General features: G+C 63.1%; 17 protein-coding genes. 11 read left to right on the top strand and 6 right to left on the bottom strand.

Annotation, left to right across the window (positions count from 1 at the left end; genetic code table 11):
- Positions 1–7: 7 nt before the first annotated feature.
- On the top strand, positions 8–934 hold the full coding sequence (gene rarD / locus EN949_RS12275; RefSeq protein ID WP_013532555.1) for an EamA family transporter RarD: 927 nt from the start codon (positions 8–10) through the stop codon (positions 932–934).
- A 9-nt stretch (positions 935–943) separates the two neighbouring features.
- Positions 944–1,630 carry a glutathione S-transferase family protein gene (locus EN949_RS12270; RefSeq protein ID WP_127366595.1) on the top strand — a complete coding sequence of 229 codons (687 nt, stop codon included), beginning with the start codon at positions 944–946 and terminating at the stop codon, positions 1,628–1,630.
- A 16-nt stretch (positions 1,631–1,646) separates the two neighbouring features.
- Here EN949_RS12270 and EN949_RS12265 read toward each other — a convergent pair whose 3' ends face one another.
- Together EN949_RS12265 and EN949_RS12260 are read right to left on the bottom strand one after the other, a co-directional pair.
- A complete protein-coding gene (locus tag EN949_RS12265; RefSeq protein ID WP_164754971.1) occupies positions 1,647–2,645 on the bottom strand; it encodes a transporter in 999 nt (332 codons plus the stop codon).
- Between the two features lie 174 nt (positions 2,646–2,819).
- Complete coding sequence (locus tag EN949_RS12260; RefSeq protein WP_013532552.1) at positions 2,820–3,110, bottom strand: muconolactone Delta-isomerase family protein; 291 nt, start codon at positions 3,108–3,110, stop codon at positions 2,820–2,822.
- A gap of 109 nt (positions 3,111–3,219) precedes the next feature.
- Here EN949_RS12260 and EN949_RS12255 point away from each other — a divergent pair, with 109 nt between their 5' ends.
- Positions 3,220–4,128 (top strand): LysR substrate-binding domain-containing protein, encoded by a 909-nt coding sequence (locus EN949_RS12255; RefSeq protein ID WP_127371331.1) that lies wholly within the window; start codon positions 3,220–3,222, stop codon positions 4,126–4,128.
- A gap of 98 nt (positions 4,129–4,226) precedes the next feature.
- Here EN949_RS12255 and EN949_RS12250 read toward each other — a convergent pair whose 3' ends face one another.
- Entirely contained in the window at positions 4,227–4,838 is a 612-nt protein-coding gene (locus tag EN949_RS12250) for a TIGR00730 family Rossman fold protein (RefSeq protein ID WP_013532550.1), read from the bottom strand.
- Positions 4,839–4,963: 125 nt separating this feature from the next.
- On the opposite strand from EN949_RS12250, the gene EN949_RS12245 reads away from it, so the two are divergent.
- The 4 genes from EN949_RS12245 to EN949_RS12230 all read left to right on the top strand — a co-directional run bounded on the left by EN949_RS12245 (position 4,964) and on the right by EN949_RS12230 (position 9,396).
- Complete coding sequence (locus EN949_RS12245; RefSeq protein WP_127366693.1) at positions 4,964–6,436, top strand: LysM peptidoglycan-binding domain-containing protein; 1,473 nt, start codon at positions 4,964–4,966, stop codon at positions 6,434–6,436.
- 269 nt (positions 6,437–6,705) lie between these two features.
- A complete protein-coding gene (locus EN949_RS12240) occupies positions 6,706–7,038 on the top strand; it encodes a metalloregulator ArsR/SmtB family transcription factor (protein WP_013532548.1) in 333 nt (110 codons plus the stop codon).
- Between the two features lie 21 nt (positions 7,039–7,059).
- Entirely contained in the window at positions 7,060–8,940 is a 1,881-nt protein-coding gene (locus EN949_RS12235; RefSeq protein WP_013532547.1) for an ABC transporter ATP-binding protein/permease, read from the top strand.
- Between the two features lie 108 nt (positions 8,941–9,048).
- Positions 9,049–9,396 (top strand): antibiotic biosynthesis monooxygenase, encoded by a 348-nt coding sequence (locus EN949_RS12230; RefSeq protein ID WP_013532546.1) that lies wholly within the window; start codon positions 9,049–9,051, stop codon positions 9,394–9,396.
- Between the two features lie 8 nt (positions 9,397–9,404).
- On the opposite strand, the gene EN949_RS12225 is transcribed toward EN949_RS12230, so the two are convergent.
- A complete protein-coding gene (locus EN949_RS12225) occupies positions 9,405–10,268 on the bottom strand; it encodes an SMP-30/gluconolactonase/LRE family protein (protein ID WP_013532545.1) in 864 nt (287 codons plus the stop codon).
- A 325-nt stretch (positions 10,269–10,593) separates the two neighbouring features.
- Here EN949_RS12225 and EN949_RS12220 point away from each other — a divergent pair, with 325 nt between their 5' ends.
- The 3 genes from EN949_RS12220 (at position 10,594) to EN949_RS12210 (ending at position 13,605) form a co-directional block, all read left to right on the top strand.
- Entirely contained in the window at positions 10,594–11,886 is a 1,293-nt protein-coding gene (locus EN949_RS12220) for a DUF4375 domain-containing protein (RefSeq protein ID WP_127367683.1), read from the top strand.
- Between the two features lie 198 nt (positions 11,887–12,084).
- Positions 12,085–12,783, top strand: coding sequence for a phosphatidylserine decarboxylase (locus tag EN949_RS12215; RefSeq protein ID WP_027162687.1), 699 nt, complete (start codon positions 12,085–12,087; stop codon positions 12,781–12,783).
- Between the two features lie 75 nt (positions 12,784–12,858).
- The gene (locus EN949_RS12210; RefSeq protein WP_224621703.1) at positions 12,859–13,605 is read left to right on the top strand and encodes a phosphatidylcholine/phosphatidylserine synthase; all 747 of its coding nucleotides are present in this window, start codon (positions 12,859–12,861) and stop codon (positions 13,603–13,605) included.
- A 27-nt stretch (positions 13,606–13,632) separates the two neighbouring features.
- On the opposite strand, the gene EN949_RS12205 is transcribed toward EN949_RS12210, so the two are convergent.
- Both EN949_RS12205 and EN949_RS12200 read right to left on the bottom strand, forming a co-directional pair.
- Entirely contained in the window at positions 13,633–15,855 is a 2,223-nt protein-coding gene (locus tag EN949_RS12205) for an AMP-binding protein (protein WP_127370864.1), read from the bottom strand.
- A gap of 123 nt (positions 15,856–15,978) precedes the next feature.
- Complete coding sequence (locus tag EN949_RS12200; protein WP_013532540.1) at positions 15,979–16,386, bottom strand: 4-oxalocrotonate tautomerase family protein; 408 nt, start codon at positions 16,384–16,386, stop codon at positions 15,979–15,981.
- Between the two features lie 113 nt (positions 16,387–16,499).
- On the opposite strand from EN949_RS12200, the gene EN949_RS12195 reads away from it, so the two are divergent.
- On the top strand, positions 16,500–16,718 hold a 219-nt coding region (locus tag EN949_RS12195), incomplete at its 3' end, for a LysR family transcriptional regulator (protein ID WP_127371698.1).

Below are 16,718 nucleotides of genomic sequence, written 5' to 3'. Positions count from 1 at the left end.
TTGGCCCATGGCCACTGAAGCAATTACCCTGGATGCAGAGTCCAAGGCCCGGCGCGGCTTTCTGCTGGCGCTCGGCGCCTATCTGCTATGGGGATTGCTGCCCTTCTACATGAAGGCGGTCGCTCATCTGCCGCTCGCGGAAGTCATTGCCCATCGCATCGTCTGGTCGGTGCCGATCGCCGCCGCCGTTTTGATCTGGGCCGGCCGCACGGCGGATTTCAAGGCGGCGCTGCGTTCGCCGCGCACCATCGCCATGGCCGCGCTGACGGCGGCGCTGATCTCGGTCAACTGGGGCATCTATGTCTGGGCGATCGCGGTCGACCGCACCGTCGAAACCGCGCTCGGCTACTACATCAATCCCCTGGTCAGCGTCGTTGTCGGCGCGCTGCTGCTCGGCGAGCGGCTCGACCGGCTGCAGATCGCGGCGGTGGTGCTGGCGGCCGTCGCCGTCGCCGTGCTGACCATCGAAGGCGGCAAGCTGCCCTGGGTGTCGTTGGCACTGGCGTTTTCCTTCGCCGCCTACGGCTTCTTCCGCAAGACGCTGCCGATCGGCCCGAGCCAGGGATTTTTGCTCGAAGTCCTTCTGCTGTCGGTGCCGGCACTTGGCTACATAGTCTATCTCATCGCGACCGGACAGGACCACATCGTATCCAGCAGTGGCACGGATACGGCGTTGCTGATCGGCTGCGGTCCAGTCACATCGGTGCCGTTGTTGCTGTTCGCCTTCGGCGCCAAGCTGCTGCGGCTGTCAACCATCGGCATCATGCAATATATCGCGCCGACCATGGTGTTCCTGATCGCCGTTCTGATCTTCGACGAGCCTTTCGGCACCATCCAGGCCATCGCCTTTGCGCTGATCTGGGCGGCTTTGGCAGTCTATTCCTGGTCGATGTTGACGACAGCGCGACGCGCCGCGCCGCAGCCCGCACGGTAAGGGGGTTCGATGTACCTGCTGCATATCGCCAACAAAAATTATTCCTCATGGTCGCTGCGGCCCTGGGTGCTGATGCGCGCGCTGGATATCCCATTCGAGGAACGGCTGACGCCATTCCCGACCGGATCGAGCTGGAATCTGTACCGTTCCTTCTCACCGAGCGGCCGCGTGCCGTGCCTGGTCGACGACGGCTGGGCGGTCTGGGATTCGCTGGCCATCGTCGAATATCTGGCAGAACGCCACCATGGCGTGTGGCCCGTCGAAGCCAAGGCGCGCGCCTGGGCGCGCTCGGCCGCCGCCGAGATGCATTCGAGCTTCACCGCATTGCGCAGCGCCTGTCCGATGAGTTGCGGCGTGCGGGTAGAGCCGTTTCCGATGTCCGATGCGCTGAAGCAGGACCTCTTTCGCCTCGGCGACCTCTGGAATGATGGTCTTGCTCGTTTCGGCGGGCCATTTCTGGCGGGCGCTCATTTCACCGCAGTAGATGCTTTCTTTGCCCCGGTGGCGTTCCGCGCACAGTCTTATGGGCTCTCCTTCGAGGGTGCGGCTGCAGCGTATCCGGCGCAGTTGCTTGCTCTGCCGGCGATGCGCGAATGGCATGCGGCTGGGCTTGCCGAGACCTGGCGCGAGCCCGATCACGAAGCGGAAGTGGCCGCCGCCGGCACCATCATCGAGGATCTTCGCGCCACTGCGTGAAAGCTGCCGGCGGGTGCTACATCTGTCCGAGCCGCCTGACAAAGAGATAGGTCGCACCCGCGATCACCATCGACACAGCCGTCACCACCCAAAAGCCGATTGGCGTGTCGACCAGCGGCAGGCCCCCAACGTTCATGCCGAACAGGCCTGAGATGATGGTCATCGGCAACAGCACCGCCGTCATCACCGACAGGACGTACAGCAGCCGGTTCGACTGCGTCGTCAGCTTTGCCATAAGCTCGTCCTGCAATAGCCGGGCGCGCGCCTGCAACTGCTCGCCGTCATAGTGCAGCGTCTGCGCCCGGTGTGAAAGGCGCGCGGCCATGTCGTTGATGCTGTCTGGCAGGTCGTTGCGGTGCGAATGATCAAGGTGACGGAACAGATTGGTCAGCGTCGCCATCTGCCTGTGGATCACCACCAGATGCCGGCGCGCGTCGACCAGGGATTGCCGTTCATTGTGCCATGCGTCGCAGACGATACGGTCTTCGATGCCATCGAGACTGTCGCCGAGTGCCGCAAGTTCCGCCACCATGCCATCGAACGACTGGCCGACGACAGCCTCGATCAACTCGGCTGGCGAGCGGAACTTGCGCGATCCATTCTCGATCGCCTTGCGGATGTTGTCGACCGATTGCAGCGGTTGCTTGCGGGCGCCGACCAGCATCGTGTCATTGAGCGCGAAGCGAAAATGGCCAAGCCCGCCCGCTTCCGCCGAATAGTCATGGCGCAGGTCCGGCAGATCGCCATAGAGCCAGTCGTCCTCAAGGTCGATGTGGCAGCCATGGCTGGCGGATAGGAAAGCTTCACGCACGGGTGCCGGCAAAGCCCGATCGGCGCCGATTTCGTGGCGGGCCCGCATGTCGGAAAGCTGGTAGCTGCGCCATGTCCAGTGCGCGGCGGCGGCGTCCCTGGTTCGCACGCCCTCAGCGGTGAAGTGATAGATGAAGAACAGTCCGTGCTCGTCGGGCAGGTAGGGCGACAGATCGGTGCCTTCCGGGGCGAGAGTGATGTCCATGGGCGGTGCCAGATGCATGTTCCGAAGATGGCGCCGCACGGCGGCTGCCTGATACTGATTCCTAGCACGCGCGAAGCCGGTTTCGTGTGACGGTTTCTTGACAGCCGATCACAGTCTGTCGATCCCCCGTGTCAATCCGGGGGTGACGCCTTCGTCACCCCCGGATGTGCCCTGTCAGTGCTTCGGGCCGAAGCCGGGGTAGGGCTTGAGGGGCACGATTGCGGCAATGTCCATCATGCCGGCCTTGACCAACGGCAAGGTGGCGAGGTGGCCGCGAACCTCAGCATCATCAGCAGCCTCGAGCATCATGCCGCTGCCCGGGATGTCGCCTCGGTTCCACACCTGACGTACCGCCCCTTCGGCGTAGAGCGTGCGCCGCTGTTCGGCTTCGCCGGGCAGAAGCGGAGCGAAATCGGCATCGGTAAATTTTTCGGTGTTGCGAGCGAGAAGGGCAAAGAACTGCATGGCGGTCTCCTTTGGTTGGATGGCCGATTATCGCTTTTGGCTGGTCAGACAGTCCAAGACTGATTAGGTTAAAGTTGAGACCTAAGGGGACTTGAGCCTTGGAGGATAAATGTTCGACCTGCGCCAGCTTCGCTATTTCGTCACGGTCGCCGAAACCGGAAATGTCGGGCGCGCAGCCGAAATGCTGCATATTTCCCAGTCGCCACTCAGCCGGCAGATCATCCAGCTCGAGGAGCAGTTGGGTGTTTCCCTCTTTGAAAGGTCGAAGCAGCGGATCCATCTCAACGTCGAGGGCCGCGCCTTCCTCACCGAGGCCCGCGCGCTGCTGTCCAATGCGCGACGTGTGGAGGAGTTCGGCCGCAACCTGGCCAGCGGCGCCGTCGGCCGGCTCGCCATCGGCTATGTCGAAGGGGCCGTTCATGCCGGGCTTGTCGCCGGGATGCTGCGCCAGTTCCGTCGCGATCGGCCGGATTTCCACCTGCAGCTGAGAAGCCTGCGTTCGGCGGCGCAGTTGGAAGGGCTACGGCAGCGGTCGCTGGATCTGGGCTTTGTCTACTCGTCGCCACCCGATGATGATCCGGATGTCGCCGCCATGGCGCTGCGGCATGAGCCGCTGGTGCTGGCGATCCCCGAAGATGACCCACTCGTTGAAGTGCCAGAGATCGGGCCTCACCATCTTGACGGTCGCACCTGGATCACCGTCGTGCGCCAGCCGGACGACACCAATCGCGGCCAGTTCCTTGCCGCCTGCGCCAAAGCCGGCTTTTTGCCCGACATCGCCTATGAGACGGCGGACCCGCTGACCTCGCTCGGCCTTGTCAGCGCGGGTCTCGGCTTGGCGACGGTGCAAGCCAGCCTGCGTGCCGCCGCGCCGCCGCGGATCGTGTTTCGCGACCTGCCGTGGTTCGACCGCACGGTTTCACTCCATCTCGCCTGGCGGCGTCATGACCGGCGCGCGGTGATTGCCGATTTGCGGCAGGCTGCGGCGGAAGAGGGGAGTAGGGCAGTAGGGCAGTAGGGCAGTAGGGCAGTAGGGCAGTAGGGCAGTAGGGCAGAGACCTCCAGGCAATTCACTTGTTGTCACATATTGCCCTACTGCCCTACTGCCTTATTCCCCTACATCTTATCGATCACCGACTGCACGCCCTCGGTCGGGGCGTCGACGGACGATCCGGCTACCATGATGGCGGCGACGATCGCTTCGGGGTCGTCGACGACCAGCGGCTTGACCCGCTGCGCGGTGTGGATGAAGCCTTCGGCGGCCATATGATCGAGCAGCGCCAGCATCGGATCCCAAAATCCTTTGACATTGGCGAAGACGATCGGCTTGCGATGATGGCCAAGTTGTCCCCAGGTCATGATCTCGACGATCTCCTCGACCGTGCCGATGCCGCCCGGCAGTGCCACAAAGGCGTCGGATTTCTCGAACATCTTGTGCTTGCGCTCGTGCATGTTGTCGGTGATCAAGAGTTCATCGAGCCGGTCAAGCGCTGTTTCGCTCGCCTCCTTGTTGATCAGGAAGCGCGGAATGATGCCCGTCACCTTGCCGCCGGCCTTGAGCGCGCCTTCGGCGACAGCGCCCATGATGCCTTTGGTGCCGCCGCCATAGACCAGCCGCAATCCCGCTTTGGCAATTGAGCGCCCGAGCAGGTGTCCGGCCTTGATATAGATTTCATCGCGGCCCGGAGACGAGCCGCAATAGACGCAGACGGATCGAATCGTGTTCATGTCGATGATTGGTGATTGGGTCTGAAAGCGCGGTCAAGCCCCAAGGGTTAACAGCCTGGGCTTTTTCTTGTCGGTATTGCTAAAACAGGCTAGACCGGCGTTAGGTGGCTAAGGGGTAGGGAAATATGGCAATTAATCCACTGAAGGCGTTCCTGTTCGCGGCGGGTGGGACCGTTGCGGCCGCGGGAACCGCCTATGTAGCGGGCGCACTCGACCCGTATCTCAATCCCACGCCGCCGGCGCAAGTGGCGGCGCAGACGCCGCCCGCAGCGGCAAAATCGGCCGATCCCGGCACCGAAGCGCGGCTGCCCGCCGCTGAAGTCCCGGTGGCTCCCGCCGCAGTGCCCCAGGCAACGGCACCCGCCGCATCGGCCGCGGACGCGGCGGCGCCTGCTGCGACCGGTCCGGTCGCACCGTCCTTCGATGTCGTGCGCGTCGAAAGCAATGGCTCGATTGTCGTCGCCGGCAATGCGGCGCCCAACGCCAAGGTCGAAATCCTCAATGGCTCGACGGTGCTTGGCTCGACGGTCGCTGGTCCCGATGGCGCCTTCGTTATCATTCTCGATGATCCGCTGAAGCCCGGCGATTATACGATCGCGCTGCGCGCGACCACCGGTGACGTCGTAACGCCCTCGGTGCAGACCGCCGTCGTTTCGGTTCCCAAGGATGCGGCCGGCCAGGTGCTGGCCATGGTCGAGGAGCCGGGCAAGCCGGCCGAATTGCTGACCGTTCCCGCACCCGAGACAAAGCCGGCTGCTCCGGCCGCCGCGCCGGCTGCTCCCACAGCCGAAGCCCCCGCAACCGCTCCGGCGCCAGCCGCCCCAGCGCCAGCCGTGGTCGACGCGGCACCGGCTCCTGCAGCGCCGGCGACGCCGCCCGCTGCAGGCGTGACCGAGCCCAAGATCGTCGTCGAGGCGGTCGAGATCGACGGCAGCAAGATCTTTGTCGCCGGCCTCGCCGATGCCGGCCGCAAGGTGCGCGCGTATGCCAACGACATCCTGCTCGGTGACGCGCAAACTTCGACGGACGGTCATTTCCTGGTCGAGGCGACGCGCGACATTCCGGTCGGCAGCTACACAATCCATGTCGACGGCCTCGATGCCGACGGTGTGACAGTTGTGGCCCGCGCGGCCGTACCGTTCGAGCGTGAGCCCGGCGAAGCGATCGCCGCCGTGGCACCCTCGGCGCCGAAGCCCGTTCAGCCCAAGCCGGCCGCACCTGCCGCCGCCGAGGCGCCGGCCGCGGCCGAAACGGCCCCGGCCACGACGCCTGCTCCCGCCGCCGAGGCTCCGGCCGTTGTGGCGGAGGCGACGCCGCCAAGCGATGTGCCCGAGACCGTGGCGCCCAAGCTTGAACATGCCGACGGCGCCGTCATCATCCGCCGCAACGACACGCTGTGGCGGATCTCGCGGCGCGTCTATGGCCACGGCGTACGGTTCTCGACCATCTACCTCGCCAACCAGGACCAGATCAGTGATCCCGACCGCATCTGGCCGGGCCAGGTGTTCAAGGTCCCGGAAAAGTCGAAGGAAGGCGAAGCCGCCGACCTCAAGGCCATGGGCGAGCAGGCAACGACAGCGCCCGCCAAGACGGAGTAGGGTTTGAGCGCCGACGGTTGAGCGCAATCTGCCCCTTGTGGGAGATGCCCGGCAGGGCAGAGGGGGGCGCCTCGCCAGCCTGTCGGCCAAATCCGGTCGAGCTACCTTTCGGCTGCTCGTAGTGCTTTGATCGTGGAAAGTCGCGATCCTTCGCGCCCCCCTCTGTCCTGCCGGACATCTCTCCCACGAGGGGGAGATTGGCGGTTCCGGCGCTCTGCCCATAGGGTTAGCTTGCCCCGTGCCCGTTCATCGTCTATCGCCGATGAACGATGGCAGAATCCCTGATGGAAACAAACGCATCATGCGGCGGTCCGGACAGCCGTGCGGTCGCCGCCCGACTTGCAGCGCTTTCCCATCCGGCGCGGATCGAAATCCTGAAACACCTATCGACGAGCAGTTCCTGCTGCTGCCGCGAGGTCGTCGACCGCTTAGATCTGGCGCAGTCCACCGTGTCACAACATCTGAAAATACTGGTCGAAGCCGGGCTGGTTCGCTTCGAGCCCGATCGCCAGCGCTCGCGCTATGCGATCGACCATGCCGCGCTCGCCGATGTCTCCGCATCGGTGGCCGCTCTCGTCAATTCCTGCTGCTCCGGCCGCTGAAATAAGAAGAAGGCACAAGAAATGGCCGAAAAAACCGTCTCCGACTCCTCGACCTTCAAGACGCTGCTCAATTTGTGGCCTTACATGTGGCCGGCGGATCGCGCCGATCTGAGAGCCCGGGTCACATGGGCGACGCTGCTGCTGGTCGTCGCCAAGCTGACGCTGGTCGCCGGTCCCTATTTCTTCAAATGGGCGACCGACGCGCTGGCCGGCGACGCCAAATCGGCGCCGCCGCTGCCGAGCTTCCTGCTGGCGCCCGTCATGCTGGTCGTCGCCTACAATGTCGTGCGCCTGGTGCAGCTTGGCTTCAATCAGCTGCGCGACGCGCTGTTTGCCCGCGTCGGCCAATATGCCGTGCGCCAGCTCGCCTTCCGTACTTTCGTTCACATGCACCAACTGTCGCTGCGCTTCCATCTCGAGCGCCGCACCGGCGGCCTGTCGCGCATCATCGAGCGCGGCACCAAGGGCATCGAGACGATCGTGCGCTTCATCATGCTCAACACGGCGCCGACCATCCTCGAATTCGCGCTGACCACGGGCATCTTCGCCTACACCTATGGCTGGAAATATGTGGTCGTCGTCGCGGTCACCGTCTGGGTCTATGTCTGGTTCACGGTCCGCGCCAGCGACTGGCGCATCTCGATCCGCCGCGACATGAACGACAGCGATACCGACGCCAACACCAAGGCAATCGACTCGCTGCTCAACTACGAGACGGTGAAATATTTCAACAATGAGGGCATGGAAGCCGAGCGCTTCGACCGCTCCATGGCACGCTACGAGGTCGCCGCGACGCGCATCTGGACCTCGCTTGGCTGGCTGAATTTCGGGCAGGGCATCATCTTCGGCCTGGGCACCGTCATCGTCATGTGCATGTCGGCGCTCGAAGTGCAGGCCGGCACGCAGACGGTCGGTGACTTCGTCTTCATCAACGCCATGCTGATGCAGCTGTCGGTGCCGCTCAATTTCATCGGCTTCATCTACCGCGAAATCCGCCAGGGGCTGACCGATATCGAGCAGATGTTCGATCTGCTGGATGTGCCGCAGGAGATCGTCGACAAGCCGGATGCCAGGCCAATCGCGGTCAGCGCCGGCAAGGTCGAGTTCCGCGACGTGCACTTCTCCTATGACCCGAACCGGAAGATCCTGAAGGGCATCAGCTTCGAGGTGCCGGCCGGCAAGACCGTCGCCATTGTCGGGCCTTCGGGTGCCGGCAAGTCGACCATCTCGCGGCTTCTGTTCCGCTTCTACGACGTGCAGGGCGGCCAGGTGCTGATCGATGGCCAGGATATCAGGGACGTGACGCAGGAGAGCCTGCGCGGGGCGATCGGCATGGTGCCGCAGGACACCGTGCTGTTCAACGACACCATCGCCTACAACATCCGCTATGGCCGCATCGGTGCCAGCGAGGAGGATATGCGCAAGGCGGCCGAACTCGCTCAGATCGGCCCGTTCATCGAGCGATTGCCTGACGGCTACAAGTCGATGGTCGGCGAACGCGGGCTAAAACTTTCGGGCGGCGAGAAGCAGCGCGTGGCAATCGCCCGCACCATTTTGAAGGCGCCGCCGATCCTGATGCTCGACGAAGCGACCTCGGCGCTCGACAGCCACACCGAACAGGAGATCCAGGCCGCGCTCGATCTGGTCAGCCGTGGCCGCACCACCATCGTCATCGCTCACCGCCTGTCGACGGTGATCACGGCCGATGAGATCATCGTGCTGCAGGACGGCCAGATCGCCGAGCGCGGCACCCATGCCGAGCTGATGCGCAAGCATGGCCTCTACGCCTCGATGTGGGACCGCCAGCGCGAGGCGACCGAGGCCGAAGAGCGGCTGCGCTTGGCTCGCGAAGGCGACGAACTTGGTGTCATCGTCCGCCGGCGCACGTCGGAGGTGAATTGAAGGTTCGGCGTGTGATCTGATTTTTGCACTTGATCTCAACTTAAGTTGAGATTGTAGGCCGTTCCTGGAGCCCAAAAAACACCATGATCCAGGAACGGAGCAATCGAAATGAGCAAGATAAATCAGACTGTTAACGGCGGCAGCGTGTTCAGGGTGGACAAATTCGTCGTCCCGGCCGGCGCCCGCGAGGAGATACTCGCCAAGGTCAGGACAACGCATGAATTGCTGCGCCTGCAGCATGGCTTCGTGCAGGATTTCCTGCTCGAGCAATTCTCCGGGCCGGGCGAATTCAACCTCGTCACCATCGTCGAATGGGAAAGCCAGGCGGCCGTCGACAATGTCGTGCCGATCGTCAAGGCCGCGCACGAGCGCATCGCCTTCAACCCGCAGGAGACGATCGCCCGGCTCGGCGTTCGCGCCGACATCGCCAACTATCAGAGGGTTCCCGGGCTGTAGCAAGGCTGTTACGGCCAGCCGATGCCAGGTGCCGGCGCTTCGACGCTGAACACCTGGCCGGTGCGGGCGTCGCTGACCATATGCTCGAAGCCGCGCCATTCGGCGGCGAGAATGAACAGCGTTTTCCTGTCGGTGCCGCCCAGCATGCAGGCAAAGCAGCCGCGATCGACGGTCACTGTCTGCAGCACCTCGCCGCCTTCACGCACCCGCACGCAACGCTTGTTGGGAACATCCGCATACCAGGCCGCCCCTTCGGCATCGAGGCAGATGCCGTCGGGATAGCCGTCGAGGTCGGCCCAGACCCTTCGGTTGGCAAGGCTGCCGTCGGCGGCAATGTCGAAGGCGGTCAGCCGATTGGCATGGGATTCCGCGACAATCAGCGTCTTGTTGTCCGGGCTCACTGCCATGCCGTTGGCAAAGGCGATATTTTCCGCCACCTGCCGGACCGCGCCGTCCGGCGTGATCAACACGATGGTGCCGGGGCTGAAATGCTCGCCAGAAGCCGGCGCCGGTCCGCCGCCATTGACATAGGTGTTGCCGCGCCCGTCGACGACGATCTCGTTCCAAGGGCTTTTCGACAGGTCACGCAAATCGGCGCGAGTGACGAGGCTCCCGTCGGCCTCCTGTCGTAGCAGCAGCCCTTCGCGGCCGGAGATGACGAGCAGGCGGCCATCCGGCAGCCAGTCAATGGAGTAGGGCAGGACAGCCGGTACGGTGAGCATGACCTCGCGGTTGCCGTCGGCATCGACGGCGATAATCTCGCCGGTGCCCCAGTTGCAAAGCCACAGCCGTCCGTCATGCCAGCGCGGCGACTCGCCGAAAGCGAGACCGGCAGTGACGAGATGCGCTTGGGGGGCAGGTGGTTTCTGCATGTAGGGGACTCCTTGTTGAGTGCGTCAGCATCGCCAAATGGTCCATGATGGCGCTGTCTCACCAAGGACGGGCGAGGCAGCGGTCTGCCGACAGGCACAGAACCGATAATTTTGGTTTGGCTGCTCTTTGCTGAGTTCGCGACGAAGCCTCGAGGTCAGTTTTTGGAGTGTTCTTCAAACTATCGGTTGAAGTGTTCTTCAAAATATTGGTAAGACGCAGTGAAAATGAATTTCAAGCGCCTTTTTATCCACTTTTCCAAGTGATATTCTGCTGACAGACTCTGATCTACCGGTATTGCTTTCCTCCGGGTAAGAAGGCTTTGGAATGTTCGGAATTTTTTCGCGAAAGAAAAGGCTGCAGCAGTCGACAACGATTTCGGCGCACCAGCCGGAGCAACCGACGGCCAGTCCGCGCGTGACTTCAATTGTTGTCCCGTTTTCAGCAGTCGAGCGCGCCGCTAAGGAAAACTACGTTGCTGACCTCGTGACTGCAGTCATGGATTTCGTGACCGCAATGTTTGATCAGGGCCTCTACAAAGATCACGAAATACCGCCGTCAGCGAGGCAGTTTTTTCACGCTTACCTATACGGGATGGAAGTGGCTAATGGCGGCCATAGCCAATTTATTCACAATTACCGTGATCACCTCGATAAAGTCACCTCGGATGTGCATTTGGCTTTGGCTGGAATGCGAGCAGAAAACCATTTAGCTATTTTGAAACAGATGGTTGCTTGGGTCCGGGAACATCCCAAGGAAGCGGAGGAACAGACTGGATTCGAAGGTGGCCGCGCTGATTTCCTTGATGGACTCGACGATCTTTTTTACGAGGAGGAAGACAGCGTCCCGATGCTTGCCCGCGCAGTGGGTTGGATAGCCTCCTGGCCTGAACTGGAGATTGTCGACGATGCCGAATGCCAGGAGGCCACTCTTGACATTGTGATGGCCAACTCCAGGCGCGAACCTCGATTGCGCCATCGTTCGGTGTTCCATCTGAAAGCAGTGATGACGAGCCGACTTGAAGTGGGCATCGGGCTCGCCTGTGCAGCTTTGCCGCAGCCCGAGGTTAAGCTCGGGCTCGGCAAAGGACGGATGTTGGACATAGATGGCGAGAAGCAGATGACATTTCCGGTCGTAACCAACGCCGGCAGGGTGCGTTTGTGCGTAGTCACGCCAACGCATGCGGCTGCATACCAGTACCTGGCTGCTGATGGTACAGAACTGCAACTCGACCTCGGACCGGTCGATAGCGTTGATGAGTTACTTGGCGAAGGTGCTCCACGTGTCGGTCTGAAGCTGTCGCATGTCGGCGCTGATTCAATAGCGACAGTCATCGAACTGGCTGATGAATACGGGGCACCAGCAGCCCTCGACCTTCTTTTGCGCAGGGCTGGAATTGATACGGCAGGAGCAGTTGCTTTGCCATCGATGCTGATTCCGAGCGAGGGAGGATCGGTCGTCAGTTGGACAGTTGCTGCTGACGGTAGACTGCTGTTTTTGGTGTCCTCTCCCAACGGGAGCGCGCTCTTGAGGTCGGGCGCCGAAGATCCGCTGGCGGATGCCCATAGGCTTGAGATCGAAGAACATTTTGTGCGCGCCGAAGCCGATGGTGCCAACTGATCTGGGCTGATTGTCTCGAAATTCTGACGCCAGTGGCACAGGCATGCGAGCCGGTCGCGACCTCACGAACGCGGAGCGTTCGGCTATCCTGAGGCGACAGGCCCTTGCCCGTTCGCCCGCGCCGCCGATTGTTGCGTTGCGGCGAGGGGGGCTTTCGGCTATTGAGGCCGGACTTGAAACGGAGCCTGTTTTTAGCTGATGAGCCTTGTCGATACGGTCAAGAACGCGTTCGTACCGATCCATCGCGAAGGCTATCCCTTCATCGCGGCCTTTGGCGCGGCGACGCTTTTCCTCGGCTATTTCTCCTCGGTCCTGTTCTGGATCGGTCTGATCCTGACGGCCTGGTGCGTTTATTTCTTCCGCGATCCCGAGCGCGTCACGCCGGTCGACGACCGCTTGGTGGTCAGCCCCGCCGACGGCATCATCTCGGCGGTCGGACCCGCCGTGCCGCCGCGCGAACTCGGCCTCGGCAATGCCGAGATGACCCGCATCTCGGTGTTCATGAACGTCTTTTCCTGCCACGTGAACCGCGCCCCGGTGCGCGGCCGTATTGCGAAAATCGAACATCGGCCGGGCAAATTCCTCAATGCGGAACTGGATAAGGCCAGCACCGAGAACGAGCGCAACGGCCTGGTCATCGAGAGCCCCAATGGCACGGTCGCTGCCGTCCAGATCGCCGGCCTGGTGGCGCGGCGCATCGTCTGCTGGGCCGAGGCCGGCGGCTCGATCGGCACTGGCGAGCGTTTTGGCCTGATCCGCTTCGGCTCGCGTGTCGACGTGTTCCTGCCGCTGACCGCCACGCCGCGCGTTGCCGTCGGCCAGACTGCGGTTGGCGGCGAAACCGTGCTGGCCGAATTCGGCGGTGTTGCCGGCACGCCTCTTGTTCGGGTTTCCTGACCGGTGGGCACGCAATACAAAAAGTTCGAGGCCCATGCCAGCGGCGGTCCGCGCATCCGCGAAATCCCGATGCGCATGGTGCTGCCCAATCTGGTCACCGTGCTCGCCATCTGCGCCGGCCTGTCCGGCATCCGCTTCGGCTTCGAAGGTCGCTTCGAGCCGGCGGTGGTGATGGTGCTGCTTGCCGCCTTCCTCGACGGCATCGACGGCCGCTTGGCGCGGATGCTGAAGGCGACCTCGAAATTCGGCGCGCAGATGGATTCGCTAGCCGACATCGTCAATTTCGGCGTGGCGCCGGCTCTGGTGCTCTATGCCTTCCTGCTCGACCGCGCCGGCTCGCCGGGCTGGATCGCGGCACTGCTGTTCGCCATCGCCTGCGGGCTGCGCCTCGCCCGTTTCAACGTGCTCGATGACGAGAAGGCCGATCGCCCGATATGGCAGTCCGAATATTTCGTCGGCGTGCCGGCGCCGGCGGGCGCGGTGCTGGTGATGCTGCCGCTCTATCTCTATTTCCTGCGCACAGGGCTGGAGCCCAGTCGTCCAGCGGCCTTCGTCGCCACCGGCTTTACCATACTGGTCGCCTTCCTGCTGGTCAGCCGGCTGCCGGTCTATTCCGGCAAGAGCCTGAAAATCCCGGGCGACAGGGTGTTGCCGATCATCCTGGGTGTCGTGCTCTACGTACTGCTGCTGATGACCTACCCCTGGTACACGCTGACCGCTTCGGTTGCCGGCTACCTGATCTTCCTGCCGTTCAGTGTGCGCGCCTATTCGAAACGCGCCAAGCTGGAGGGCGAGAAGGTACCGCCTTCGGATATAGGTTAGAAGGTCGGCGGAAGTGCTTGATCCGACTCAGGCCGCGACGCCGAGCCCCAGCCTGTCGATCGCCAGCTTTCGGGTCGAGACATAGTCGGTCTTGCCCGAACCCAGCACCGGGATTTCCTCGACCTTGACGATGTCGTTGGGCACCATCAGTTCGGCGGCGCCGGCTTGTTTGCCGAATCTGCGCAACTCGTCGGGATTGGCGTCGTCGGCGGTGGTGACCAGCACAATGCGCTCGCCGCGCCTCTTGTCCGGCACCGCTACCGCCGCATGGCGTTCTTCCGGCCACAACGACTGCACCAGCATCTCGACAGCACCCAGCGACACCATCTCGCCGGCGATCTTGGCGAAGCGCTTGGCGCGGCCGCGAATGGTGATGAAGCCTTCGCGGTCGACAGCGACGATGTCGCCGGTGTCGTGCCAGCCCGTCAGCGGCTGCAATTCACCGGGGCGGTCCGCGGTCATGTAGCCCATCATCAGGTTCGGTCCGTCGAGCCACAATTGGCCGGCGTCGGAAATGCCTTCGATCGGCTCAAGCTTCATGCGCATGGCCGGCAGCAGCCGCCCGACGGTACCGTCGCGGCCATGGATTGCCGTGTTGACGGCAACCACCGGTGCCGCCTCTGTCAGCCCGAACCCTTCGATGATCTCGGCCTGGAAGCGTTCGCGATAGACGCGGCGGGTTTCCGGCTTCACCGCCTCGGCGCCGGCAACGACGAAGCGCAGGCTGGAAAAATCGCCGTCCTTGGCGGTACGCGCATAGTTGGCGAGGAACGTGTCGGTGCCGAACATAATGGTCGGTTTCACCTTGCGCGCAACCTCGGGGATGATCTTGTAGTGCAGCGGCGAGGGGTAGAGGAACAGTTTTACCCCGGTGACCAGCGGCAGGATGGTGCCGCCCGTCAGGCCGAACGAATGGAACACCGGCAGCACGTTGAGCAGGATGTCGGCGGGCGAGATGGTGATGCGCGCCTCAGCCTGCATGGCGTTGGCGTAAAGGTTCTTGTGCGACAGCACGACTGCCTTCGGCGTGCCTTCCGAGCCCGAGGTGAACAGGATCACCGCCGGCTTGGCCGCGTCCTGTCGCTGCAGCGGCCAGCGCCACAGCAAGGCGGCGGCAAGCTTGTCCAGCGCGGTGACGCTCTCCCGCACATCCTCGAGCCAGAGAAGCCTGGCGCCGCCCTTTTCGACCGCCGCGACGATATCGGCAAGATCGGCCTTCTCGACGAATGCGCGGGACGAAATCACGGTCCTTATCACCGCCGTGCGCACGGCCGCGGTGACGCTCGCCGGCCCGGCCGTGTAGTTGATCATCGCCGCCACCCGGCCAGCCGACAGAAGGCCGGTGAGCGACAGCACGACGCCATTGGCATTGGGCAGCATCACGCCGACTGCCTCGCCCGGAGCCGTTACCGCCTCGAAGCGCCTGCCCAGGACGCGGGCGCCGATGAACAGCTTGCGGTAGCTCAGCGCGCCGGAGATCACGTCCTCGATGATGATATGCGAAGCGCCGACGCGGTCGGCGGCATCGCGCATGGCCAGGAACAGGCCACGATCGAGGTTGGTGCCGAAGAGCCGCGCCTCGGCGACACGGTCGAACAGCGCGTTGGTGTTCGAGGCCTGCTCGGGGTTGCGCGCCACCAGCTCAGTGATGGTCATCGGCTCCAGCACGCTGATCGACAGTTGCGGAAACCAGTGTCGTGGCGCCTTGTCCCCAGGCGTCAGCGACACCGGCAGGCTGCGCGCGCCGCCGACGAAGATCGGCACGATTTTGGCATCGGCCTGCATGGCGATGCGGGTGACGGCACGAAACAACCGAAACGTCTTGACGTCGGGCTCGACTGCATCCGGCAGATAGACAGCGAGCCGGCCCTTGCCCTTCAGCACCCGCACCAGCCGGCGGCTGACGAAGACATGTTCGGCGTTGAAGGCGATGGTACGGCCAAGCTCGCGCCAAGGTTCGAGCCACGGCGAGCGCGCCGAGACCTCATCGAGAATATGCAGCGTGTCTTCCGGCAGCAGCGACAGCATCAGCGCCGGCTCGAAGCGCGATTGATGCGAGATGACGTAGATGACTGGGGCCTGCGCCTTGCGGGCGATCCTGATGCGGCTGTCTCCGATCCGGTAGGCAAGCTTGAACGGGACATAGAGCAGCGCCTGGGTGAAGCGTAGGCCGAGGCGGAATTTTTCCGCCACGCCAATCAGGAGCCAGGCCAGAACAAGACCCGCAAGCAGCGCCAGTGTCAGGATCATGCCGCGTCTCTCCCAACGTTTTTAGCATCTCGGCTCTTTGCGGCCGTGTCGGCCAGAACCTAGACGATGTGGGAGCAAGGTCAATGCGGAGCTTTTGCTTCCCTTGGTGCGGGAAGCTGCTTCTCACGCCGCCTGCAGCCGTCCACTGATGAAACGAAATTCCTGCGTCTTGCCGCCATAGCCGTAAGCGGCTGCCGGCACTTCATGCACGAAGGCGTAGCTCTCCTCGTGCACGCCGCCCAGCAGACGGCCGAAGGCTGCGAAGATCGCCTTCAGATAGGCCTCCAGCTCAAGCTTGGTGTTGGTGCCGTCGACCACCTTGATATCAAGCCAGAACGTGTTGGTGCCGTGCTCGGCCAGCGACTTGCCGCCGGCGAACCAGTGCTGCGGATCGACATAGGACACGGCAACTGCCGTGATCGTCGGGTCCTTGCGCAGCTGCGTCGCGGTGATTTCTGTGGCCTCCTTTGCGATGCGAGCGGAAAGCGCCGCGTCAGGTTTGCCGGTGACGCTGATGTTGATGATAGGCATTCTTCTTCTCCTTGGCTTGAGCGGCGTCCGATCGCCGTTGAAACAACCATGCCACCACCTTTTAGTCAAAAAAATCGAATTGCTTTTAACCCATACTTCGATATTATCGAAGTATGGGAACACTGGATTCCGATCTGCTCCGAACCTTCCTTGCTTTCGTCGACAGCGGCTCGCTGGCCCGGGCGGCTGCAAGCATTGGCCGCTCGCCCTCGGCGGTGACCGCCCAGATGCAGCGGCTGGAGGAAATCGTCGGCGAGCCGCTGCTGGCGGCGCAAGGGCGAGGACGTGGTCTGACGCCGGCGGGTGAGGATCTCGTCGGCCCCGCCAAGCGC

The sequence above is a fragment of the Mesorhizobium sp. M7A.F.Ca.US.007.01.2.1 genome (genome assembly GCF_003998165.1).
Lineage (GTDB): Bacteria > Pseudomonadota > Alphaproteobacteria > Rhizobiales > Rhizobiaceae > Mesorhizobium > Mesorhizobium ciceri.
The sequence above is the reverse complement of the archived record's forward strand: the minus strand, read 5'-3'. Positions and strand labels throughout refer to the sequence as shown.